This window comes from Micromonospora sp. HB375 (assembly GCF_017872985.1).
GTDB classification, from domain to species: Bacteria; Actinomycetota; Actinomycetes; order Mycobacteriales; family Micromonosporaceae; genus Micromonospora; species Micromonospora chalcea.
Genome location: NZ_JAGGJO010000001.1, coordinates 3,559,248 through 3,581,253, shown reverse-complemented (window position 1 = coordinate 3,581,253; position 22,006 = coordinate 3,559,248). Strand labels below are relative to the sequence as shown.

Genomic DNA, 22,006 nt, shown 5'->3' with positions numbered 1-22,006 from the left:
CGCGCACCCACGCCGTCCGTCACGAACGCATACCGCCGGGGCGACGTCACGACGGCTCCTCACGCACGACCGCAACACCACCCGGCGGCACCGTCAACGAGCCGTCGGCCGTCGCGCCGGTCAGCAGGTCGAGCCCGGTGACCGGCACCCGCTGCGGCCGGTCGGTGTGGTTGAGCAGGTAGAGCAGGCCGTCGTGGCGGCGTACCGCCTCGACACCCTCGGGCGCTCCGGGACAGGTCGGGGTCACACCGGCGAGCCCTGCTGCCTCGGTGAGCAACCGCCGATAGGTGTCGTCGTCGGGGCGGGTGGAGACGTACCAGGCGTACGCGTCGCCGATCCGGTGCCGGGTGATCGCGGGACGGCCGTCAAGCACTCCCCCGGCGTACGCGCTGATCGTCTCCGCGCCGGCCGGGTGCACCGTCTCGGACCAGATCCGGCCGGTCCCGCCGCCGGTCAGCGGCACGTGTTCGTCGTCGGCGAGCGGGTGGAACTCCTCCACCCGTACGCCGAGCAGGTCCCGGTACGCGCCCGGGTAGCCGCCGAGGCGTACCCGGGCGTGCTCGTCGGCGACACCGCTGAGCCAGGTCACCAGCAGGTGCCCACCGGCGTGGACGTGCCGGCGTACCCAGTCGACTGTGGCGTCCGAGGCCAGGTAGAGGGCCGGGAGAACGAGCAGCCGGCAACCGTCGAGCGGGGCGCCGGGCGGCACCACGTCGGCGGTGACCCCCGCGTGCCACAGCGCCCGGTGCGCGGCAGCCGCCTCGCCAGGGTGGTCGAGTCCGGCGCGGGGCATCCCCGGGTGCCGCAGCGCCCAGCCGCTCGCCGCGTCGTACGCGATGGCCACGCCCGCCTCGACGCGGCCCGGCGCGGTCCCGGCGAGCCGGGCCAGCGCGGCGCCCAGGGCGGTGGCCTCGCGGAACACGCGGGTGTCCGCGCCGGCGTGCGACACCACCGCGGAGTGGAAGCGTTCCGCGCCGCCGGCCGGGGCGCGCCACTGGAAGAACATCACCCCGGCGGAGCCGCGTGCGACGTGGGCAAGACTGTGCCGGGTCATCCGGCCGGGTTCCTTGGTGTGCATCCGCCCGGCGACGTGGATCTGGTTGGGCGCGCTCTCGGCCAGCAGCCACGGCGCCGGCCGCCCGGCGCCGTGGCGGGCCCAGCCGCGGGCCAGGTCGGCGGCGAACGCGGTCTGCTCCTGCGCGTCCGAGCCGACCGCGGACGGGTAGTGGTCGATCGCGACCACGTCCACCTCGCGCGCCCAGCGGGCGTGGTCCACCGGCACCCAGTCGCCGAGCACGTAATTGGTGGTGACCGGCACCGAAGGGTTCGCCGCCCGCAGCAGGTCACGCTGCTCGGTGTACGCGGACAGCAGCGTGTCGGACCAGAAGCGGCGGAAGTCGAGCAGCTGGCCGGGGTTCGCGAGATATTGCGTGGCGCGGGGCGTGCCGACCTGCGCCCAGTCGGAGTAGTGCTGGCTCCAGAAGCTGGTCACCCAGGCGTCGTTCAGCGCGTCGAGGTCGCCGTACCGGCCGGTGATCCAGCGGCGGAACGCCGCCTCGGTGTGCGGGCAGTGGCAGGTGGTGCCGTACTCGTTGTGCACGTGCCACAGCGCGAGCGCCGGGTGGTGCGCGTACCGGGCGGCCAGCACCTCGGCGATGCTGCGGGCGGCGTCGCGGTACGCGGGCGCGGCGGCGCAGTAGGTGTCGCGGCTGCCGTGGGTCAGGCGGACGCCGTCGGCGGTGACCGGCAGCGCGTCCGGGTGGCGCAGCGAGAACCACGGCGGCGGCGACGCGGTCGGGGTGGCCAGGGCGGCCCGGATGCCGTTCGCGTGCAGCAGGTCCAGGACGCGGTCGAGCCAGTCGAACGTGTGGCGGCCGGGTTCGGGTTCCAGCCGGGACCAGGCGAACACGCCGACGGTGACCAGGTCGACCCCGGCGGCGCGCATCAGGGCGACGTCCTCGCGCCACACCTCCGGCGGCCACTGCTCCGGGTTCCAGTCCCCGCCGTAGCAGAGCCGCCCGTCGCTCCACGGCACTTTAGTTGTCATCCCGGCCAAAATAGGAACAGGTGAGACGGAAAGTCAATGGCGTCGATCATTGACAGTTAGTTGGGCTTCCAAAGAAACTGGCGGGACCGCCCGTGGACGCCGCGAGGAGACGCCCATGCCGTACCGCCCGCCGCTGGTCCCGTACGAGACGTTCGTGGCCGACCCGCCCGACCTGCCGGTCCGCGCCCCCGGCGAGGAGGGCGCCGACGACGTGCTGCGGGCCGAGGTCGCCGCGACCGATGCGCACGGGGTCACGCTCACCGCGACCTGCGCGTCCGGCCGCACGCTGGTCACGCGCGTCGAGGCCGCCGGGGACGGGATCATCCGGGTACGCCTCGCCGACGACCCCTCGGTACGCAGCCGGTCCGCACCGGCGCTGACACTGGTCCACCCGCAACCCCACCCGGCCACCGTGACCGTCGCCGACGGGCAGGTCCGGGTGGCGGCCGGTGGCATGGTCGCCGAGCTGAGCCTGGACCCGTGGGGACTGCGGTTCCACACTCCGGACGGACGACTGCTGCTGGCCTCCGACGCCGGCACCCGCGACATCAGCGGCCGCCGCCGCACGCTGCCGCTGGGCCGCTCCACAGTCGACGGGGAGCCGGTGGCCTGGCACGAGAGCTTCGTCGCGCCGGGCGACGAGCGGTTCGTCGGCTTCGGCGAGAAGTTCACCCCACTGGACAAGCGCGGCCAGCGGCCACTGATGTGGAACTTCGACGCCTTCGGCGGCGAGTCCGACCGGTCGCACAAGAACGTGCCGTTCTACCTGTCCGACCGCGGCTACGGCGTACTCGTCGACAGCGGGCTGCCGGTGCAGTTCGACATGTGCGCCAGCACGCACAGCAGCGTGCAGATCCTCGTCCCGGACGACCTGCTCGACTACTACGTGCTCGCCGGACCCACCCCGGCGCAGGTGCTCGACCGGCTCGACACGCTGACCGGCCGGCCGTACCTGCCGCCGCGGTGGGCGTTCGGCGCGTGGATCTCCTCCGGCTTCTTCCCGGACAGCCAGCAGCGCGTGCTGGAACGGGCCCGGCGCATCCGCGCGGACGACATCCCCTGCGACGTGCTGCACCTGGACTGCTACTGGCAGGTCGCCGGACACTGGTCGGACCTGCGCTGGGACACCGACGCCTTCCCCGACCCGGACGGCATGCTCAAGGACCTCACCGAGCAGGGCTTCCGGGTGTGCCTGTGGATGAACCCGTACCTGATGACCGGCAGCCCGCTCTACGCCGAGGCCGAGGCCGCCGGCTACTTCCTGCGCCGCCCGGACGGAAGCACGTACGTCGCCGACACGTGGCACGGCAGCTACCCGGTCTGCGCGATCGTGGACCTCACCAACCCGGCCGCGGTGAGCTGGTTCCAGGACCTGCTGCGCCCGCTGCTCGCCCAGGGCGTCGCCGTGTTCAAGACCGACTTCGCCGAGGGCGTGCCCGCCGACGCCGTCGCCCACAACGGCATGACCGGCGTCGAGCTGCACAACGTGTACGCGCTGCTGTTCAACGACGCGGTCGCCGACGTCACCGAGGAGGTGGCCGGGCACCGCACCGTGTGGGCGCGCTCGTCGTACCTGGGCGGCCAGCGGCACAGCGCCCAGTGGAGCGGCGACGTCAACGCCACCTGGCCCGGCATGGCCAGCACGCTGCGCGGTGGTCTGTCCCACGGGCTGTCCGGCGTGCCGTTCTGGAGCCACGACACCGGCGGCTTCCACGGCACCCCCGAACCGGACCTGTACGTGCGCTGGACCCAGTTCGGCGCGCTCTCACCACTGGTACGGCTGCACGGCACCACCAGCCGGCTGCCGTGGGAGTTCCCGCCCGAGGCGCAACGGCACGCGGTGGACGCGCTGCGGCTGCGCTACCGGCTGCTGCCGTACCTCTGGTCGGCGGCAGTGGACAGCGCCCGCACCGGCAGCCCGATGATGCGCGCGCTGCTCGTCGACACCCCGGAGGACCCGGCCGCCTGGACCGCCGACCTCCAGTACCGCCTCGGCCCGGACCTGCTGGTGGCGCCGGTGCTCGACAGGTCCGGCGAGCGCACCGTCTACCTGCCGACCGGCGACGACTGGCTGGACGCGTGCACCGGGCAGCGGCACACCGGCGGACGGCACCTGCGGGTGAGCGTGCCGCTGGACCGCCTGCCGCTGTACGTGCGGCACGGCGCCCTGATTCCCACTGTGGCGCCCGCGACGACGGTCGGAACCGGCCCGTTCCGGGACGTCACGGTGGTGGCCTGGGGCGGCGTGGACGGCGTGAGCGTGGTGCGCGACCCCGACGGCGACACCACGGTCACCGCCGTGCGCGACGGCGACACGCTGCGGGTACGCGTCGACGGGCCGCTGGACGTGCGGCGCGTGAGCGTGGTCGGCACGGACCCGCCGCGCCGGGTGGTGCTCGACGGCGAGCCGGTCCCGGTGACGCCGTTCGTGCCATGGTTCCCCGGACGGGCCCACCCGGCCGGGATCGCGCCTATTTAGTTTAAGCTTTAGCCGAACCCAGGGCCGGGCGCAGGAGGCGGGCAGTACGTGATCAGCATCGACCGGCCGACGGCCGACCTCGGCGACGTGCGGGTGACGAACCGGGCCGCGGTGCTCCGGCACGTCCGCCGGCACGCCCCCTGCTCCCGGGCCGACGTCGCCGCACGCACCGGGCTGAACAAGGCCACCGTCTCCAGCCTGGTCGGCGAGCTGATCGAACACGGGCTGCTGCGCGAGACCGGGCTGACCGAGAACCGGGTGGGCCGCCCCGCCACGATGCTCGTCCTCGACGGCGCCCGCTACGTCGGGCTCGGGCTGCGCGTCGGCGCGGACGAGCTGGTCGCGGTGGCCGCCGGGCTGGGCGGCGACCCGGTGCTCACGTGGCGGCGCGCGTTCCCCGCCGCCACCGCCGGTGCCGAGGAGACGGTGAAGGCGCTGGCGGCGCTGACCCGCCGCGCCGTCACCCGCGTCACCGGCGCCGAGCGCACCGTGCTCGGCCTCACCGTGGCCGTGCCCGGGCTGGTCGACGCCGACGGCGACGTGCCGGCCGCCCCGGCGCTCGGCTGGCGTGGCGTACCGCTCGCCGCCGCGTTGCGCCGCGCCCTGCGTGATCCGGGTTTCCCCCTCACCGTCGACAGCGAGGCCAACCTCGCCGTCCTGGCCGAGCAGCGGCACGGCCCGTACGCCGGCACGGCCGACCTGGTGCACCTCACCGGCGGGCCGGTGATCGGCGCGGGCCTGATCAGCGGCGGGCGGCTGCTGCGCGGCAGCAGGGGCTTCGCCGGCGACATCGGGCACCTGCCACTGGCCGCCGACGGCCCGCCCTGCGCGTGCGGGCGGCGCGGCTGCCTCACCGCGCTGCTCGGCGTGGACGCGGTGATCGGCCGGCTGCTGCCGGACGCCGGCCCGGTCACCGATCACCTGCCGGAGATCGAACGGATCCAGGCGCTCGCCCGCGCCGGGGACGAGCCGGTACGCACCGGGCTCACCGAGATCGGCCGGCTGCTCGGCCAGGCGGCGTCGGTGCTGGCCGGGCTGCTCGACCCGGAGGTGGTGGTGGTCGGCGGGCACCTGGCGGCGCTCGCGCCGTGGCTGCTGCCGGCCGCCCACGCCGAACTCGCCGCCCGTACACCGGTCCCGCCCGGCGTACGGCTGGAGGCCAGCACGCTCGGGTCCGCGGCCGGCGCGCTGGGCGGGGCCACCGCGGCGCTGGCCACAGTGGAGACGGGACGCCTGCCCGCCGGGTGACCCCTTGACCGCACCGGGCGGAAGGTGTCAACCTCGGTAGCGCCGCGTTCCGGGATCGGGCAACCTGCGAAAGCGGCGTGTTTTTCGGCGGTTGTCGAAGCGCTTCACCACCGCTCCGGGCCGACCCTGCCGACACCGACCACCACCCTTTTTCGCGTACGCGCCGCCCCGTCACCGGCACGGTCGTCGAAGCGCTTCGACGGCTGGGCGGCGGCCCGTACGCCGACCGGAGGCGCCCACCATGACCGACCCCGTCCCCCACCGTCTCGACGACCTGCTGGCCCGGCTCACGCTGCCGGAGAAGCTCGGCCTGCTGCACCAGTGGCAGGCGCCGGTGCCCCGGCTCGGCCTGCGCGCGTTCCGCACCGGCACCGAGGCGCTGCACGGCGTCGCGTGGCTCGGCACCGCCACCGTCTTCCCGCAGGCGATCGGCCTGGCCGCGAGCTGGAACCCGGACCTGATCCGGGCGGTCGGGGCCGCCGTCGGCGACGAGGTACGGGTCAAGCACCGCGCCGACCCGGTCCGGGTCGGCCTCAACGTGTGGGCGCCGGTGGTCAACCCGCTGCGCGACCCCCGCTGGGGACGCAACGAGGAGGGCTGGTCCGAGGACCCGTGGCTGACCGGCAAGCTGGCCACCGCGTACGCGATGGGGCTGCGCGGCGACCACCCGATCCGGCTGCGCACCGCGCCGACGCTCAAGCACTTCCTCGGCTACAACAACGAGACCGACCGGGCCACCACCTCCAGCGACCTGCCACCCCGGGTGCTGCACGAATACGAGCTGCCGGCGTTCCGCGCCCCGCTCGCAGCGGGCGCGGCGGTCGCGGTGATGGCGTCGTACAACCTGGTCGACGGCGTACCGGCGCACCTGAGCCCGCTCATCGAGGGCGAGCTGCGCGGCTACGCCGACGACGACATCATGGTGGTCGGCGACGCCGGGGCGGTCGGCAACATCGCCGGCGTGCAGGAGTACCTGCCCGACCACGTGGCCGGGTTCGCCGCCGCGCTGCGCGCCGGGATCGACAGCTTCACCGAGGACGACGAGGACAGCGCCCCCACGGTGGAACGCCTCACCGAGGCGCTGGCCCGCGGTCTCATCGAGCCCTCCCACGTGGACCGGGCGGTACGGCGGATCCTGTCCGTCCGGTCGCGCCTTGGCGACCTGGACCCGGACCCCCACGACAACGTGCCGCCCCACACGCTCGACAGCCTCGCCCACCGGGAACTCGCCCGCGAGGCCGCCCGCCAGTCGGTCGTGCTGCTGCGCAACGACGGCCTGCTGCCGCTGCGCCCCGGCACCCGCGTCGCGGTGCTCGGCCCGCTCGCCGACACCGTGCTCACCGACTGGTACAGCGGCACCCCGCCGTACACGATCAGCGCCTACGCGGGGCTGCTCGGACGGCTGCCGGAGGTGACCACCCACCCCGGCACGGACCGGGTCACGCTGCACGTCGGCGACCGGGCGGTACGCCTCGACGGCGACGGCCCGCTGGCGCTCGGCGACACCGCGGCCGAGTTCGAGGTGGTCGACTGGGGACAGGACGTGGTGGCGCTGCGCGCCGTGGACACCGGCCGGTACGTCGGCGCCGACGACGCCGGGGCCCTGGTGGCCGACCGCGAGGGACCGGGCGGCTGGGTGGTACGCGAGACGTTCCGCCTGGACCACCGGCCCGACGGCACGGCGCTGCTGCACCATCTGGCCACCGGACGGCACGTCGGCGTCGCACCTGACGGGCGGCTGAGCGTCGCCACCGGCGACCCGGCCGTGTTCACCGTGACGCTGCGCGCCGACGGGGCCGCCGACGCCGCCGCGCTGGCCGCCGCCGCCGACGTGGCGGTGGTGGTGCTCGGCAACCACCCGATGGTCAACGGCCGGGAGACCGAGGACCGGGCCGACCTGACGCTGCCCACCGGCCAGGAGGAACTGCTGCGTGCGGTGCACGCCGCGAACCCGCGTACCGTGCTGGCGCTGACCAGCAGCTACCCGTACGCGGTGGGCTGGGCGCAGGAGCATCTGCCGGCGGTGCTGTGGAGCGCCCACGGTGGACAGGAGCACGGCAACGGGCTCGCCGACGTGCTGCTCGGCGCCGCCGACCCGGGCGGGCGGCTCACCCAGACCTGGTACGCCGACACGGCCGAACTGCCCGACCTGCTCGACTACGACGTCATCGGCGCGGACAGCACCTACCTCTACCACCGGGGTGAGCCGCTGTACCCGTTCGGGCACGGGCTCAGCTACGCCGCGTTCGACTACGCTGACCTACGGTTGAGCACCGCCACGGCACGTGCCGGCGAGGAGGTGGAGGTGAGCGTCGAGGTCACCAACACGGGCCGCCGCCCGGGCACCGAAGTGGTGCAGCTCTACACCCGGCAGCGGCGTTCCCGGGTCAAGCAGCCGCTGCGGCAGCTGCGCGACTTCGCCCGCGTCACGCTCGATCCGGGCTGTGCGGCCCGGGTGACGATGCGCCTGCGTACCGCCGATCTGGCCTGGTGGGACGAGACCCGCGCGGCGATGGTGGTGGAGGACACCGTCCACTCGGTGCTGGTGGGCCGGTCCGCTCGCGACATCCGGCTCGTCGGCGCGCTCGCCGTGACCGGAGACGCCACGACGGTCGCCCCGGCCGACCGCAGCTGTGGAGCCGCCCGGTGAGCGGGCGCGTCCCCGGCGAGCAGGTCACCATCGCCGACGTGGCCCGGCACGCCGGAGTGGCCGCCAGCACCGTCTCGTACGTGCTCAGCGGCAAACGCACCATCTCGGCCACCACCCGGGGACGGGTCCTCGACAGCGTCCGCGCGCTGGGCTACCACCCGCACGCCGGGGCGCGCGCCCTGGCCAGTCGCCGCGCCAACGTGATCGCGCTGGTGCTGCCGCTGCGTACCGGCATGCAGGTGCCGGTGGTGATGCGCTTCGCCACCGCAGTGGTCACCACCGCCCGCCGCTACGACCACGACGTGCTGCTGGTCACCGCCGACGAGGGCCCGGCCGGGCTGCACCGCATCGCCGGCAGCGCGCTCGTCGACGGCGTGCTGCTGATGGACGTCGAGCTGGAGGACTCCCGGGTGCCGCTGCTGCGGGAGCTGGCGCTGCCGGGTGTCCTGATCGGGCACCCCGCCGACAGCACCGGGCTGGCCTGCGTGGACCTGGACTTCCGGCGCGCCGGTGAGCTGTGCGTGGAACACCTGGCCGCCGCCGGGCACCGGCGGATCGCGCTGCTCGGCGCGCCCGCCGCGGTCTACGACCGGGGCACCGGGTTCGCCCACCGCACCCGCGCCGGGGTACGCGCCGCCGCCGGGCGGCTCGGCGTCGACGCGGTGACCCGGCCCTGCGAGGAGGGACCGGCTGCGGTACGCCGCGACCTGGAGGCGCTGCTCGCCGACCACCCGGACGTCACCGGCCTGGTGGTGCAGAACGAGTCGGCGGTCGGGCCGGTGCTGGCCACGCTGCCGCTGCTGGGCCGCCGGGTGCCGCGCGACGTGTCGGTGGTCGCGATCTGCCCGGACGAGCTGGCCGAGCAGTCCGGGCTCACCTGCGTACCGGTGCCCGCCGAGGAGGTGGGGCGGCAGGCGGTGGCGTTGCTGATGCGGCGGCTGAGCGGCGAGGGAGTGCCGGAGGTGACGTTGCTGGAACCGCACCTCACCGTGCGGGACACCAGCGCCCGCCGGTGACCGTGCACCGCGTCCACGACACCGCGCCGGCCGCCGACTGGACCGACGCGTTCCTCACCGGCAACGGCGAGCTGGGACTCATGGTCCACGGGCAGCCGTACGCGGAGCGGATCGTGGTGAACCACCACCGGCTCGTCCTGCCGAACGGCGCCCGGGACGCCCGCGCGCCTGAGCTGGCCGCGCTGATGCCGGACATCCGCGCGCTGGTGCTCGCCGGGCGCCGTGCCGAGGCCGCCCGGCTGCTCACCGGCGGCCGGGAGCTGGAGTGGACCCAGTCGTTCCACCCCGGGTACGCGCTCACCGTCGACGCGCCGCCGGGACCGGTACGCGGCTACCGGCGCGACACCGACTTCACCACCGGGGAGGTGGAGGTGCAGTGGTCGGGCGGGCGGCGGCGTTGCTTCGCCTCCCGCGCCGACGGCGTGGCGGTGCTCCACCTCGACCAGGGCGACTGCGTGGTCGGTGTGACCGGTGAGCTGCCCGGCCGGCCCGCCGACGTGGTGTACGGGCAGGCCGCTTACCGCCGCGACGGGCTGGTGTTCCTGCGGGTACGCGCCCGCTACCCGCACGCCGGCGGCGCGTACGGGTTCGAGGGGTTGACGCTGCTGCGCGGTGACGTGAGCGTCGACGGCGACCGGATACGGGTACGCGGACCGGCCCTGCTCACCACGCTCGTCGACCGGCCCGACGCGCCGCCGTGGCGTACCCGGGACTCGGAACGGCGGCTCGCCGCGCTGGCCGGGGACTACGACGCGCTGCTGGCCCGGCACGCGCCGCGCCATCGCGGGCCGTACACCCGGGTCGGCCTGGACCTCGGCGTGCCCGCCGCCGACCGGGCGCTCCCGGTGGGTGAGCTGCTGGCCCGGCAGGCCGCCGCGCCGCACCGGCTGGACCCGGCGCTGCTGGAGCGGCTGTTCCACTCCGGCCGGTACCTGCTGTTCAGCGCCAGTGGGGTGCTGCCGCCCCGGCTGACCGGGCTGTGGCTGGGCTCCTGGCACGCGGCGTGGGCCGGTGACTTCACCACCGACGCGAATCTGAACCTCCAGCTCGCCGGGGCGAACGTGGGCGCGCTGCCGGAGGTGACAGCGGCGCACGCCCGGCTGGTCGCCGCGCAGGTGGCCGACTGGCGCGCCAACGCGCGGGCCGTGTACGGCGCGCGCGGGCTGCTCGCGCCCAGCCGCACCGACGGTGAGCACGGGCACCTGTTCCACGTCCACCCCGACTGGCCGTTCACCGCGTGGCTCGCCGGCGCGGACTGGCTGCTGCACCCACTGCACGAGCATCATCTGGTCACCGGTGAGCCGCTGGGCGAGGTGGCCGGCTGGCTGGCCGAGGTGGCCGACTTCTTCGCCGACGTGCTGACCGCTGTGGACGGGCAGCCGGCGCTCGTGCCGTCGTACTCGCCGGAGACCGGCCCGTACGACGACACCGGCCGGACCGCGCCGGTCGCGGTCAACGCCACCATGGACGTCGCCGCGGCCCGGCACGCGCTGCGGCTGGCCGCCGAGGTGACCGGCACCGACCGGTGGGCCGGGGTACGGCCGCCCGGCTACCTGGTGGACGGGCGCGGCGCGCTCGCCGAGTGGGCGTGGACCGGCAGCACCGGCGACGAGAACCACAGGCACGTCAGCCACCTGTATCCGGTGTGGCCGCTCGACGAGATCAACAGGGACGACACCCCGGAACTGGCCACCGCCGCGCACCGGGCGCTGACGCTGCGCGGCGACGAGGACGGTTCCGCGCACGGCAGCCTGCACCGGGCGCTGGCGGCGGCGCGGCTGCACGACGGCGACCTGGTCGCGGCGAACCTGCGCAAGATCCTCGACGCGGACATGTTCTTCCGGTCGCTGATGAGCGCGCACAACCCGGGCCGGACCACGTACAACGCCGACGCCGCGCACACGCTTCCGGCGGTGCTGATCGAGTCGCTGGTGCAGTCCCGCCCCGGGGTGCTGCGGCTGCTGCCCGCGCCGCTACCTGAACTGCCCGCCGGGACGCTGCGCGGCATCACCTGCCGGGGCCGGGTCACCGTCGAGGAGCTGAGCTGGGCGCCGGGCCGGGTGCGGGCGCGGCTGGTGTCGCCGGTGGCGCAGCGCGTGGTGGTGCACGCACCCGGGGACCGCCGTGCGGTGGAACTGGCTCCGGACCGGCCGTACGAGGTGGTGTTCGGCTAGAGGTTGTCGGGCTGGCGCAGCGCCGGGTGGCTCTCGCCCGGCGCGGCGTACCAGGGTGGGGCGTCGTCGGTGAGCGCGGTGCCGATCCGCAGCCGCGCCCAGTCGTCCAGTTCGGGCAGCGCGTCCGGGGCGAACCAGGCTACCGCCAGCGACTCGTCGCCGTCGGCCGTCGGCGCGCCGCCGATCGCCCGGCAGCGGAACCAGACGTTCAGGTATTCGCAGGCGTCCCCGTTGAGGTAGACCACCGGGTGGGTGGCGACACCGGCGAGCCGGTCGATCGCCACCTTGACGCCGGTTTCCTCGTGGACCTCGCGCACCAGCGCGTCGGCGGGTTGCTCGCCCGGGTCGACGGTGCCGGCCGGGACCGACCAGCGGCCGTTGTCGCCCCGGCGGGCCAGCAGCACCCGTCCCGCGTCGTCGGTGACCACGCCGCTGACGCCGTACAGCATGAGCAGGTCGTGGCCGATGTGGCGGCGCAGCCGGGCGATGTAGGGCGAGACGGCCATGGCGAGCAGGCTACCGGCGGTCCTGCCGGTGCCGCCGGACCATGCCCTCGGCCAGCGCCGCACCGTCCAGGTCACCGGCGGCCAGCCTGCCGGCGACGGTACGGCGCACCATCCGGTCCGCGAGAGCCGGAGCGTGCCGGGCCAGCGCCAGTTCGATCCGGCCACGCCGGGTGGTGGCCACGTCCCGTGGCGCGCGCCGGGCGGTCGCGGCGCGCAGGATCGCCGCCACCACTCCCTCCACGGGTTCCGGCCGCGACACTCCGCTCAGCGACAGCCCGGCCGCCACAGTGCTGTCGTGGATCGGGGAGGCGACCATGCTGGGGTAGACCACGCTGACGCCGACGTGCGTGCCTACTTCGTGGCGCAGCGCGTCGGCGTACGCGACGAGCGCCCGCTTGCTGACCCCGTACGCGGCTGCGAGGGGCAGCGGCAGCACGGCCATCCGGCTGGCCACGAAGATCACCCGTCCGCGGGCGGCCTCCAGGGCGGGCATCGCGGCGGCGGTGGTACGCCAGGCGGCGAGCAGGTTCACCTCGATCTGGCGGCGTACCACCTCGTCCGGCGGCAGCTCGGCGGGTGCGGGCCCGCCCACACCGGCGTTGTTGATGAGCAGGTCGAGTCCGCCGAGCCGGTCGATCGCGGCGGCCACGGCCGGTGGCGTCGCGGCCGGGTCGGTCAGGTCGACGCCGAGCACCGCAGGGGTGGCATCGGGGTCGGCGTGCAGGTCCAGCCCGACCACGTGCGCGCCTGCGGCGGTGAGCGCGGCACCCAGGTGCTGCCCGAACGTGCCGCGCGCGCCGGTGACCAGCACGCGTCGTCCGGCCAGGGCGCTGCGGCCCGGCGTGCCGGATCCGGCGGCCGAGCCTCGGCCTGCCGCGCCGGATCCGGTCCGCTGCGCGTCCTCGGCCGGGGGCCGTCCCGGGGCGTTCATCGTGCCGCTCCGGCGCGGCGCCGGCCGGCGGCCAGTTCGCGGCCCAGTTCGGCCAGGTAGACGTCGAAGTCGACGCGCATGTGCGGTCGGCGTTGCCCCCACCGGGCGGTGGCGGCGCGCAGCTCGTCGCGGCAGGCGGCGGCCTGCCGGGCCGCGTCCGGTGGCGTCCAGGTGCCGGCCAGCCGCGCGGCGACCAGCCGGGCCTGCGCCTCGACCAGGGGGAACGCGGCGCCGGTGGACTGCATGAGCCCGACGAATGCCAGCCCGGGGGCGTCGAGGTGGAACACGTGCCGGTACAGCGGAAGCCGGTCGGGGCCGTCGCCGAGCAGCGCCGGGTCGAGGAACGGCATCTCGACGCGGTAGCCGGTGCACCAGACGACCAGGTCGATCTCGTCGTGGCGGCCGTCGGTGAACTCGACCCGGTCGCCGTCGAAGCGGGCGATGCCGGGCCGGGCCTGGATGTCGCCGTGGGTGAGGCGGGACAGCAGCGCGTCGGACAGCGTCGGGTGGTCCTGGAGGAAGCCGTGCGCCGGTGCGGGCAGCCCGTACCGGGTGGGCGGGCCGACCGCGGTGGTGATCATGGTTTGGCTGATCCGCTGCCGCAGCCGCCACGGCAGCCGGCGGGCCAGCGCGCCGTTGAGCGTGTCCGACGGGCGGCCGAGCAGGTACTTCGGCACCACCCAGACGCCGCGGCGCAGCGACAGCAGCGTGCGTGCGGCGGCGTACGAGGCGTCGACGGCGATGTCCATGGCGGAGTTGCCGCCACCGACGACGAGGACCCGCCGCCCGGCGAGCTGTTCCGGCCCTCGGTAGTCGTGGCTGTGCATCTGCTCGGCGGCGCACTCGCCGGGGTACGGCTCGGGCCGCTTCGGCACCCGGTTGTGTCCGTTGGCGACCACCACCGCCTCGACGTCGACAGCGACCGGGCCGTCCGGGCCGGTGGCGCGTACCCGCCAGCCGTCGCCGGTGCGGGTGACCCGCTCGACGGTGTGGCGCAGCCGTACTGCCTCGCGCAGGCCGAACCGGTCGGCGTAGTCGGCGAGGTAGCCGGCGACGCGGGTGTGGTCGGGGTAGTCGGGCCAGTCGGCGGGCATCGGGTGGTCGGCGAACTCGGTGCGCCCCTTGCTGGTGTTCAGGTGCAGCGTCCGGTACGCGGGCGAGCCGGGTGCGCCGTACACCCAGAGGCCGCCGAGCGTGTCGGCCGCCTCGAACGCGACGGCCGGGATGCCGGCGTCGGCGAGCGCCTTGAGCGTGGCCAGTCCGGCGGCTCCGGCGCCGACGACGGCGACCCTCGGTGTGGCCATACCCGCCTCCTTAATCCAACGACTGATGGATAATCCCCGGAGCGCGGGCCGGCGTCAAGGCCGGGCGCCGCCGTACAGCGCGTCGAGGAAGCGGTGCACGAACGCCCGGAACTCCCGCCGCTCGCGCGCGCCCGAGCCGGTCCCAGCCGCCAGGGCCACCACGTGCCCGTGCACCGTCCAGACCAGGGAACGCACCGTCACGTGCGGCGTCGGCTCGGTCAGCGCGCCCGCCTCGGCCGCCGCGACGAGCAGCTCCTCGACCAGCCCGTACAGCGGCGCGGCGTAGCGGCGGTCCAGCTCGCCGTGCCGCTGCGGCTCCAGCCAGCGGCGCAGCCACAACGCGGTGGTCTCCGGACGGTCCTCCAGGAAGTCGACGAACACGTCCAGCAGGTCGTGCAGCGCGCGCAGCGCGTCGTGCGGCCCGGCGGACAGGGCCGCCCGGGCGCGCTCCCCGGCTGCCTCGATGACCTCCCGCTCGGCGCTGAACACCCGGGCGAAGCAGGCGTCGTAGAGCTGCGCCTTGGTGCCGGTGTGGTGCACCACGGTGGCGGCGTCCACCCCGGCCGCGGCGGCGACGTCGCGGACGCTGACCGCGTCGAAGCCCCGCTCGGCGAACAATGCGGTGGCGGCGGCGAGCACCAGGTCACGGGTCGGGCGCTGGTCGTCGCGGCGGGGCCGACCGGGCCGGCGGCGAGGCATGGTCATCCGGCCATTGTTCCCCCTACAATCCAGCAACCGTTGGATTGGGGGCGGCGTGCCCCGAGGACAGGAGGCCGCGATGACCGGGCTGGATCAGCGCTCCGACGCGCTCACCCTGCCACGCGGCCCGCTCGCCGGGTTCGCCACCGGCTCACTCGGCATGGGCGTCTGGGTGACAGTGCCCGGGCTGCTGCTGCTCTACTTCCTGACCGACGTGCTGGCGGTCGCCCCGTGGCTGGCCGGGCTCACCCTGCTGCTGCCGAAGATCGCCGACGTGCTGCTGCACCCGTGGATCGGGCACCTCTGCGACGTCGAGCAGGCCCGCCGGGGTCACCGCCGACGGCTGCTGCTGGCCGGGTGCGCGCTGCCGCTGGCGTTCGCCGCGCTGTTCGCCGTGCCCGGCGGCCTCACCGGCGCCGCCGCGGCCGGCTGGGTGGCGGTGTTCTTCGTCGCCGGCAACCTGCTGTTCGCCGCGTACCAGGTGCCCTACCTGGCGACCCCTGCCGATCTGCGGATCGGCTACCACGAGCGGACCCGGCTGATGGCGTTCCGGATGGTGGTGCTGACGCTCGGCATCCTGGTCTCCGGGCTGCTCGCGCCGCTGCTGGCCGGCGGCGACGACGCCACCCGCGACGGTTACCTGCTGATGGGCGTGGTGCTGGCGGCCGGGATGCTCGCCGCGATGCTGGTCGGCGTCGCCGGGATCGGCCGGCTGCGCCGTACCGCCGCCGACACGGCCCCGCCGCACGGTCCGGGCGGGTGGCGGGCGCTGGCCGCGAGCCTGCGGGACCGGCAGTTCCGCTGGCTGGTCGGCGCGTACCTGGCCATGTCCACCACCACCCACCTCGTGCTGGCCGGCGTGCCCTACTACGCCGAGTACGAGCTGGGCCGCCCCGGACTCACCACAGTGCTCGTAGCCGCGTTCGTCGCGCCCGCGCTGCTGGTGACCCCGGTCTGGCTGACGGTGGCGCGGCGGATCGGCAAGCAACGCGCCCTGCTCGCCGCGCAGGCCGCGTTCGCCGCCGGGTCCCTCGTGCTGGCGATCGGCCGTCCCGCCGGACTGCCGGTGCTGGTGGCCGCCGTGGCGGTGCTCGGGGTCGCCTTCGCCGGCATGCAGTTGCTGCCGTTCTCCATGCTGCCCGACGTGATCCGCGCGGGCGGCGGCGCCGAGCGGGCCGGCACGTACACCGGGGTGTGGACCGCCACCGAGGCCACCGGCGCGGCGCTCGGCCCGTACGCGTACGCGCTGTGCCTGGCCGCCGGCGGGTTCGTGGCCTCGACCGCCGGGCAGACCGTGACCCAGTCCCCGGCCGCGCTGGACGCGCTGCGCTACGGCTTCGGGCTGCTGCCCGCCGCCGTGATGGTGGTAGCGGTGCTGTTGCAGCGCCGCTACACCCTCGACGGCGCGGCCCGCGCCGACGCCGCCGGATAGACTTCGCCCCCGATGGACGCCGAGCCCGCCACCGACACCCGACCCTGCGCCCACTGCGGACGCGACGTGCCGCAGCGCGTCGGCGCGGGCCGCCCGTTCCGCTACTGCCGGGACAACGACGGCGCCTGCCAGCGGGCCGCGCGCAACTCGCGGATGCGTCACCGCAACTCCCCCGGCCTGCCCGGGCAGGTGGCGCGCACCTGGGAGGCGGTGGACCGGCTCGACCAGATCGTCGAGACCCTCACCGAGGCGCTGCACGCCGAGCTGTCCCCGGCGGGTGTGGAACGGCAGCTCGCCGAGCTGCGCGCGGAGACGTCCGCACAGGTGGCGGCCGCGCACGCCGAACGCGACGAGGCGCGCCGCGAGGCCGAGGACGCGACCGCGGCGGCGGCCCGCGAACGGCAGCAGGCCCGCGCCGCGTACGCCGAACGCGACGCCGCCGCCGACCGGGCCGAGCGGGCAGAGGCGGCGGCCGCGACGGCCGCCGAGCGGGTCGCCGCCGCCGAGGACGCCCGCGACGCGGCCCGCGCCGAGGCGGGCGCGGCGCAGGCGCTGCGGGTGCAGGCCGAACGCGACCGCGACGCCGCCCGGCACGACCTGCTCACGGTACGCGCCGAACGCGACGCCGAACGCCGCCGCGTCGCTGAGCTGACCACCGAACGGGACACCGCCCGCGCCGACGCCGAGCGGGCCACCCGGTCCGCCGCCGAGGCCCTGGACCGGGCCGAACAGTCCCGCGCCGACGCCGACCGGGCGCGCGCCGACGCGCAGGCCGCGCAAGGGCGGGCCACCGAGGCCGAGCGCGCGGCGCGGACCGACGCCGAACGCGCCGACGCCGAGGCCACCGCCGCGCGGGCGGCGCGCGCCGAGCGGGACCGGGCCGACGCGGTACGTGCCGACGCCGAGGCGGCGCTGGAGCGGGCCCGCGCCGAGGCGAGCGCGGCGATCGAGGCGGTCCGCGCCGAGGCTGCCGCTGCCGTCGAGCGGTTCCGTGCCGACGTGGCCGCCGCGGTGGAGCAGGCCGCGGCCCGTACCGCCGAGCGGGACGCGCTCGCCGCGGAGCTGGCCGACGTGCGGCGTGCCGCGAGCGCCGCCGAGGCGCGGGCGGCCGACCTGGCCGCGCGCACGGCCGTGATCGAGGCGGACCGGGACGCCGCGCAGCGGCGCGCCGGGCAGCTCGCCGACCAGGTCAGTGACCTGGCGACGGCGCTGGCGCGGCTCGGCACCCGCACCGGCTGACCGCCACGGGCTGGGAAGGGGGCAGCGCCCGACCCGTGCCGGCGGCGAGGATCGGGGCATGGGAAAGACATACGAGCGCATCGACGGCCGGCTGCGGGACTTCATCGAGGCGCAGCCGATGTTCTTCGTCGCCACCGCCCCGCTGTCCGGTGACGGCACCGTCAACCTGTCCCCGAAAGGGCTGCGCGGCTGCTTCGCGGTGCTCGACGAGCACACGGTGGCGTATCTGGACTTCGCCGGCAGCAACGCCGAGACCATCGCCCACCTGCGGGAGAACGGCCGGATCACGCTGATGTGGTGCGCGTTCGCCGGCCCGCCGAACATCGTGCGGGTGCACGGGCGCGGCGAGCCGGTGTTCCGCGACGACCCGCGCTGGCCCGGCCTGCTGCGGCACTTCCCCGACATCGACCCCGGCCCGCACGGCCTGCGGGCGATCATCGTGGCGCACGCCGAGCTGATCCGCGACACCTGCGGCTACGCGGTGCCGTTCATGACCTACGACGCCGACCGCGACCTGCACGAACGCCGGTTCGCCCGGGAGGACGACACGTCGCTGAGCGCGTACTTCGCCGGCAAGGACCACGTCGCCACCAGCATCGACGGGCTGCCCGGCCTGCCGCTGCCACTGCCGCCCACTCCGTCGGTGTGAGCCAGGTCAGTGGATGCCGGCCATCAGGGTCCGGATCTGGCGGGTGAACATCACCGCGGCCAGGCCCAGCACCACCGAGGCCAGCCCGAAGGTCAGGAAGTACACCGGCTGCGACCAGGCGCCGGCCAGCCGGGCCACCTGGCCGCCGATCGCGTCGCCGACGGCGGTGGCGAGGAACCACAGGCCCAGCATCTGACTGGCGTACTTGACCGGGGCCAGTTTGGTGGTGGCGGACAGGCCGACCGGGCTCAGCGACAGCTCGCCGGCCACCTGGATCGCGTACACCGCGACCAGCCACAGCGGTGAGACCAGGTCGCCGCCGACGGCGGCCCGCGCGGCGGCGGCCATCAGCACGAACGACAGACCGTTGAGCACCAGGCCGACCGCGAACTTCGTGGGCGTGGACACCCGGTGCCCGAGCTTGAGCCACAGCGCGGCGGCCAGTGGCGCGCCGATGATGATCAGGATCGGGTTCACCGACTGCAGCCAGGACGCCGGGAACGTGAACCCGCCCACCGAGCGGTCGGTCTGGTCGGCGGCGAAGATGTTCAGCACCGATCCGGCCTGGTCGTAGATGAGCCAGAACGAGGCGGCGAACACGAACAGCCACACGTACGCCTTCATCCGGCTGCGTTCGGTGCCGCTGATCTCCCGGTCGGTGAGGATGCGCGCGAAGTAGCCGACTGTCACCAGCACCGTCACCACGGTGAGCAGGTTGACCACGGTGTCGACGGTGAACCAGCCGGCCAGCAGCAGCACAAGCAGCACCGCGAGCAGAATCCCTGTGGCCACGCCGATGCGGGTCAGCGCGCGTCGCCGGTCCGCGCCGAGCAGTGGGTCCGCCGGGCGGGCACCGGCGTCGCCGAGGTTGCGCCGGCCCAGCACGTACTGGAGTACGCCGAAGGTCATGCCGACCGCTGCCGCGCCGAACCCCAGATGCCAGTTGATCTTCTCGCCGAGGAAGCCGGTGATCAGCGGCGCGATGAACGCGCCCAGGTTGATGCCCATGTAGAAGATCGAGAACCCGGCGTCGCGGCGCGGCGAGTCCCGCTCGTACAGGTCACCGACCATGGTGGAGATGTTCGGTTTGAGCAGGCCGGTGCCGAGCACGATCAGCGCCATGCCGGCGAACACGCTCCACCCGGTCGGGATCGCCATCACGTAGTGGCCGGCGGCGATCACCACGCCGCCCCACAGCACACTGCGTCGCGCGCCGATCAGCCGGTCCGCCACCCAGCCACCGGGCAGGGCCATCAGGTAGACCATGGCGTTGTAGGTGCCGTACACGGCGTTGGCGCTGGACTCACCGATGTCGAGTCCGCCGTCGGCGACCGCGGCGGTCAGGTACAGCACCAGGATCGCCCGCATGCCGTAGAAGCTGAACCGCTCCCACATCTCGGTGAGGAAGAGCGTGGACAGCGCACGGGGATGACCGAAGAAGGTCTTGCCCGCGGGTGGCCGGGCCCCGACCGGCGCGTCACTGCTCATCGTCACCTCCGGCACGCAAACAGGTGGGTAACATCCCCATTGACAGGCGAAACACTCCACCGATTCGGCCCGGCCGGGGACGACCCCGCCGGGCAGCTGTCATGGCCGGTTACCCTTGGTTCTTCCGACCCGCGTACGGCCCTGCCGACGTGGGTGGGGAATGGGCGAACGGTGACCGGCCGTTACACCTGAAGACCAGCACCACGGACGAGGGGAAGTCGATCATGGGCGAGCGCATGCTGCGCGGTAGCCGGCTGGGCGCGGTCAGCTACGAATCCGACCGCAACACGGAGCTCGCGCCGCGCCAGACCCGCGAGTACCTCTGCGCCAAGGGCCACCAGTTCGAGGTGCCGTTCGCCGTCGACGCCGAGGTCCCGACGACCTGGGAGTGCAAGTTCGACGGCAGCGTCGCCCGCCTGGTCGACGGCACCGAGCCGGAGCAGAAGAAGGCCAAGCCGCCGCGTACCCACTGGGACATGCTGCTGGAGCGGCGCTCGATCGCCGAGCTGGAGGACATCCTCGCCGAGCGGCTCCAGGAGGTCCGGACCCGTCGCGGTCGCGCCTGAGCATCTCCCGCATGACCGAAAACGCCCCCGGGGGATCACCCGGGGGCGTTTCCGTTGCCCGGGCGGGGCGCGGTCGCCACTTCGGGGTGGTGGCGGGGTCGGGCGCGGTCTGATGCCACCACCTCGGCGAAGTGGAGTCGATCAAGCCGATGGCCCGGCGCAACGCAGCGCGGCGGGCGTGCGTCAGCGGTCGACGATTTCGCCCTCGATGGCCTTGCCGGGGTCGGTGACCGGCTGGGGCGTCGGCGAAGGCGCCGGACCAGGCGACGGTGACGGCGCGGGCTCCGGGGTCGGCTGCGGCGCACCCCGGTACACGCGCACCCGGCGCGGCCCGAACAGGTCACCGGCGACCATCGACGACACCCGGCGCTCGGTGGCCCGGCGCACCCCGCCACCGGCCAGCCGGCGCAACGGCGGCACCAGCAACAGCAGGCCCACCACGCCACTGACCAGTCCCGGCAGCGCCAGCAGCAGCGCGCCCAGCAGACCGACAAGCCCATCGGTCACCTCCGGGCCCGGCGGCCGGCCGGCCTGCGCCGCCGCGCGGAAGCCGCGCCACGCCCGCATGCCCTCGCGGCGCAGCAGCACCAGCCCCAGCAGGGACGCGCCGAACACCAGCAGCACCGCCGCGCCGAACCCGACAGCCCGGCCGACCAGCACGAAAACGGTCAGCTCCAGCAGCGCCAACAGCAGCAGGGCCGGGGGTACGTACTTCAGTCCTCGGCGCATCTCACCTCATCCGCCCGGGGTCATCACGCCCCTCAAGCATGACACGCCTCGGCTCAAGGCCAGCGGGCGAGCGCGTCCGGGCGGGCGGACGCGGTCGCCAAACGGTCCCGCACTCCCCACCGGGTGACCCGCCACAGCGCCTCGGCCACGATCAGCGGGCTCATCTTGCTGTCGCCGTGTTCCCGCTCGGCGAACGTGATCGGCACCTCCACGATGCGTACCCCGGCTCGGTGCGCCAGCCGGGACAGCTCGACCTGGAAGGCGTACCCCTGGGAGCGCACCGAGTCCAGGTCGATGGCGTCCAGCGCGCTGCGCCGGTACACCCGGTAGCCGCCGGTGGCGTCGCTGACCGGCATGCCCAGCGCGAGCCGCGCGTACAGGTTGCCGACCCGCGACAGCAGCAGCCGCTGCCACGGCCAGTTCAGCACCCGCGCGCCGCGCGTCCACCGGGAGCCGATCACCACGTCGGCGTCGCGGGCGGCGTCCAGCAGCGCCGGCAGGTCCTCCGGCGCGTGCGAGCCGTCGGCGTCCATCTCCACCACGGCGTCGTAGCCGCGTGCGCGGGCCCAGGCGAAACCGGCCAGGTAGGCCGCGCCGAGCCCTTCCTTGCCTTCGCGGTGCAGCACGTGCACCCGCGGGTCGTCCCCGGAGAGCCGGTTCGCGATCGCGCCGGTGCCGTCGGGGCTGTTGTCGTCGGCGACGAGCACGTCCACCCCCGGCGCCGCCGCGCGTACCCGGGCGACGATCCGCTCGACGTTGTCGGCCTCGTTGTAGGTGGGGATGACCACCAGGACCCGCCCCACCCCGGGGTGGCCGGCCGTCCGCCTGTCGGCTGTCACCGCCACCGTC

At 74.9% G+C, this 22,006-nt stretch carries 17 protein-coding genes; 9 read left to right on the top strand and 8 right to left on the bottom strand.

Going from position 1 to position 22,006, the window contains the following annotated elements; translation table 11 throughout:
- Positions 1-46: 46 nt before the first annotated feature.
- Complete coding sequence (locus J3R08_RS16345; protein WP_209961892.1) at positions 47-2,047, bottom strand: beta-galactosidase; 2,001 nt, start codon at positions 2,045-2,047, stop codon at positions 47-49.
- Positions 2,048-2,162: 115 nt separating this feature from the next.
- Between J3R08_RS16345 and J3R08_RS16340 the strand changes: the two genes are divergently transcribed.
- The 5 genes from J3R08_RS16340 (at position 2,163) to J3R08_RS16320 (ending at position 11,614) form a co-directional block, all read left to right on the top strand.
- Entirely contained in the window at positions 2,163-4,526 is a 2,364-nt protein-coding gene (locus J3R08_RS16340; RefSeq protein ID WP_209961890.1) for a TIM-barrel domain-containing protein, read from the top strand.
- A 48-nt stretch (positions 4,527-4,574) separates the two neighbouring features.
- Positions 4,575-5,774, top strand: a complete 1,200-nt coding sequence (locus tag J3R08_RS16335; RefSeq protein WP_209961888.1) for an ROK family transcriptional regulator — start codon at positions 4,575-4,577, stop codon at positions 5,772-5,774.
- A gap of 241 nt (positions 5,775-6,015) precedes the next feature.
- A complete protein-coding gene (locus tag J3R08_RS16330) occupies positions 6,016-8,424 on the top strand; it encodes a beta-glucosidase (protein WP_209961886.1) in 2,409 nt (802 codons plus the stop codon).
- Complete coding sequence (locus J3R08_RS16325; protein ID WP_113974081.1) at positions 8,421-9,440, top strand: LacI family DNA-binding transcriptional regulator; 1,020 nt, start codon at positions 8,421-8,423, stop codon at positions 9,438-9,440. The genes J3R08_RS16330 and J3R08_RS16325 overlap by 4 nt, the downstream gene beginning before the upstream one ends.
- Positions 9,437-11,614: a glycoside hydrolase N-terminal domain-containing protein gene (locus J3R08_RS16320; protein WP_209961883.1), complete on the top strand. Its 2,178-nt coding sequence runs from the start codon at positions 9,437-9,439 to the stop codon at positions 11,612-11,614. The genes J3R08_RS16325 and J3R08_RS16320 overlap by 4 nt, the downstream gene beginning before the upstream one ends.
- On the opposite strand, the gene J3R08_RS16315 is transcribed toward J3R08_RS16320, so the two are convergent.
- The 4 genes from J3R08_RS16315 to J3R08_RS16300 are packed head-to-tail and all read right to left on the bottom strand — an operon-like array spanning position 11,611 to position 15,060.
- Positions 11,611-12,120, bottom strand: coding sequence for an NUDIX domain-containing protein (locus J3R08_RS16315; protein ID WP_209961881.1), 510 nt, complete (start codon positions 12,118-12,120; stop codon positions 11,611-11,613). The genes J3R08_RS16320 and J3R08_RS16315 overlap by 4 nt on opposite strands.
- 10 nt (positions 12,121-12,130) lie before the next feature.
- Positions 12,131-13,051 carry an SDR family oxidoreductase gene (locus J3R08_RS16310; RefSeq protein WP_245254749.1) on the bottom strand — a complete coding sequence of 307 codons (921 nt, stop codon included), beginning with the start codon at positions 13,049-13,051 and terminating at the stop codon, positions 12,131-12,133.
- Positions 13,048-14,355: an NAD(P)/FAD-dependent oxidoreductase gene (locus J3R08_RS16305; protein WP_069089681.1), complete on the bottom strand. Its 1,308-nt coding sequence runs from the start codon at positions 14,353-14,355 to the stop codon at positions 13,048-13,050. Before J3R08_RS16305 ends, J3R08_RS16310 begins: the two co-directional genes overlap by 4 nt.
- A 54-nt stretch (positions 14,356-14,409) precedes the next feature.
- The gene (locus J3R08_RS16300; protein ID WP_227457361.1) at positions 14,410-15,060 is read right to left on the bottom strand and encodes a TetR/AcrR family transcriptional regulator; all 651 of its coding nucleotides are present in this window, start codon (positions 15,058-15,060) and stop codon (positions 14,410-14,412) included.
- A 73-nt stretch (positions 15,061-15,133) separates the two neighbouring features.
- Between J3R08_RS16300 and J3R08_RS16295 the strand changes: the two genes are divergently transcribed.
- Genes J3R08_RS16295 through J3R08_RS16285 form a run of 3 tightly spaced genes read left to right on the top strand, consistent with a single transcriptional unit; the run spans position 15,134 to position 18,374 of the window.
- Positions 15,134-16,486 (top strand): MFS transporter, encoded by a 1,353-nt coding sequence (locus J3R08_RS16295; protein WP_069089682.1) that lies wholly within the window; start codon positions 15,134-15,136, stop codon positions 16,484-16,486.
- Between the two features lie 12 nt (positions 16,487-16,498).
- A complete protein-coding gene (locus J3R08_RS16290; protein WP_209961879.1) occupies positions 16,499-17,725 on the top strand; it encodes a hypothetical protein in 1,227 nt (408 codons plus the stop codon).
- Between the two features lie 58 nt (positions 17,726-17,783).
- A complete protein-coding gene (locus J3R08_RS16285) occupies positions 17,784-18,374 on the top strand; it encodes a pyridoxamine 5'-phosphate oxidase family protein (protein ID WP_043324102.1) in 591 nt (196 codons plus the stop codon).
- A 6-nt stretch (positions 18,375-18,380) separates the two neighbouring features.
- Here J3R08_RS16285 and J3R08_RS16280 read toward each other — a convergent pair whose 3' ends face one another.
- Positions 18,381-19,862: a peptide MFS transporter gene (locus tag J3R08_RS16280; protein WP_043330143.1), complete on the bottom strand. Its 1,482-nt coding sequence runs from the start codon at positions 19,860-19,862 to the stop codon at positions 18,381-18,383.
- 224 nt (positions 19,863-20,086) lie between these two features.
- Between J3R08_RS16280 and J3R08_RS16275 the strand changes: the two genes are divergently transcribed.
- Complete coding sequence (locus J3R08_RS16275) at positions 20,087-20,428, top strand: RNA polymerase-binding protein RbpA (RefSeq protein WP_007070998.1); 342 nt, start codon at positions 20,087-20,089, stop codon at positions 20,426-20,428.
- Between the two features lie 183 nt (positions 20,429-20,611).
- On the opposite strand, the gene J3R08_RS16270 is transcribed toward J3R08_RS16275, so the two are convergent.
- Positions 20,612-21,157 (bottom strand): FxsA family protein, encoded by a 546-nt coding sequence (locus tag J3R08_RS16270; RefSeq protein ID WP_209961876.1) that lies wholly within the window; start codon positions 21,155-21,157, stop codon positions 20,612-20,614.
- A 53-nt stretch (positions 21,158-21,210) separates the two neighbouring features.
- Positions 21,211-22,002, bottom strand: coding sequence for a polyprenol monophosphomannose synthase (locus J3R08_RS16265; protein WP_064445994.1), 792 nt, complete (start codon positions 22,000-22,002; stop codon positions 21,211-21,213).
- Positions 22,003-22,006 lie beyond the last annotated feature (4 nt).

Coding starts and splice junctions, on each gene's coding strand:
- J3R08_RS16310 (WP_245254749.1), bottom strand. CDS start 13,051: ATGAACGCCCCGGGACGGCCCCCGGCCGAGGACGCGCAGCGGACCGGA.
- J3R08_RS16340 (WP_209961890.1), top strand. CDS start 2,163: ATGCCGTACCGCCCGCCGCTGGTCCCGTACGAGACGTTCGTGGCCGAC.
- J3R08_RS16305 (WP_069089681.1), bottom strand. CDS start 14,355: ATGGCCACACCGAGGGTCGCCGTCGTCGGCGCCGGAGCCGCCGGACTG.
- J3R08_RS16315 (WP_209961881.1), bottom strand. CDS start 12,120: ATGGCCGTCTCGCCCTACATCGCCCGGCTGCGCCGCCACATCGGCCAC.
- J3R08_RS16270 (WP_209961876.1), bottom strand. CDS start 21,157: ATGCGCCGAGGACTGAAGTACGTACCCCCGGCCCTGCTGCTGTTGGCG.
- J3R08_RS16330 (WP_209961886.1), top strand. CDS start 6,016: ATGACCGACCCCGTCCCCCACCGTCTCGACGACCTGCTGGCCCGGCTC.
- J3R08_RS16290 (WP_209961879.1), top strand. CDS start 16,499: ATGGACGCCGAGCCCGCCACCGACACCCGACCCTGCGCCCACTGCGGA.
- J3R08_RS16300 (WP_227457361.1), bottom strand. CDS start 15,060: ATGACCATGCCTCGCCGCCGGCCCGGTCGGCCCCGCCGCGACGACCAG.
- J3R08_RS16295 (WP_069089682.1), top strand. CDS start 15,134: ATGACCGGGCTGGATCAGCGCTCCGACGCGCTCACCCTGCCACGCGGC.
- J3R08_RS16345 (WP_209961892.1), bottom strand. CDS start 2,047: ATGACAACTAAAGTGCCGTGGAGCGACGGGCGGCTCTGCTACGGCGGG.
- J3R08_RS16280 (WP_043330143.1), bottom strand. CDS start 19,862: ATGAGCAGTGACGCGCCGGTCGGGGCCCGGCCACCCGCGGGCAAGACC.
- J3R08_RS16275 (WP_007070998.1), top strand. CDS start 20,087: ATGGGCGAGCGCATGCTGCGCGGTAGCCGGCTGGGCGCGGTCAGCTAC.
- J3R08_RS16285 (WP_043324102.1), top strand. CDS start 17,784: ATGGGAAAGACATACGAGCGCATCGACGGCCGGCTGCGGGACTTCATC.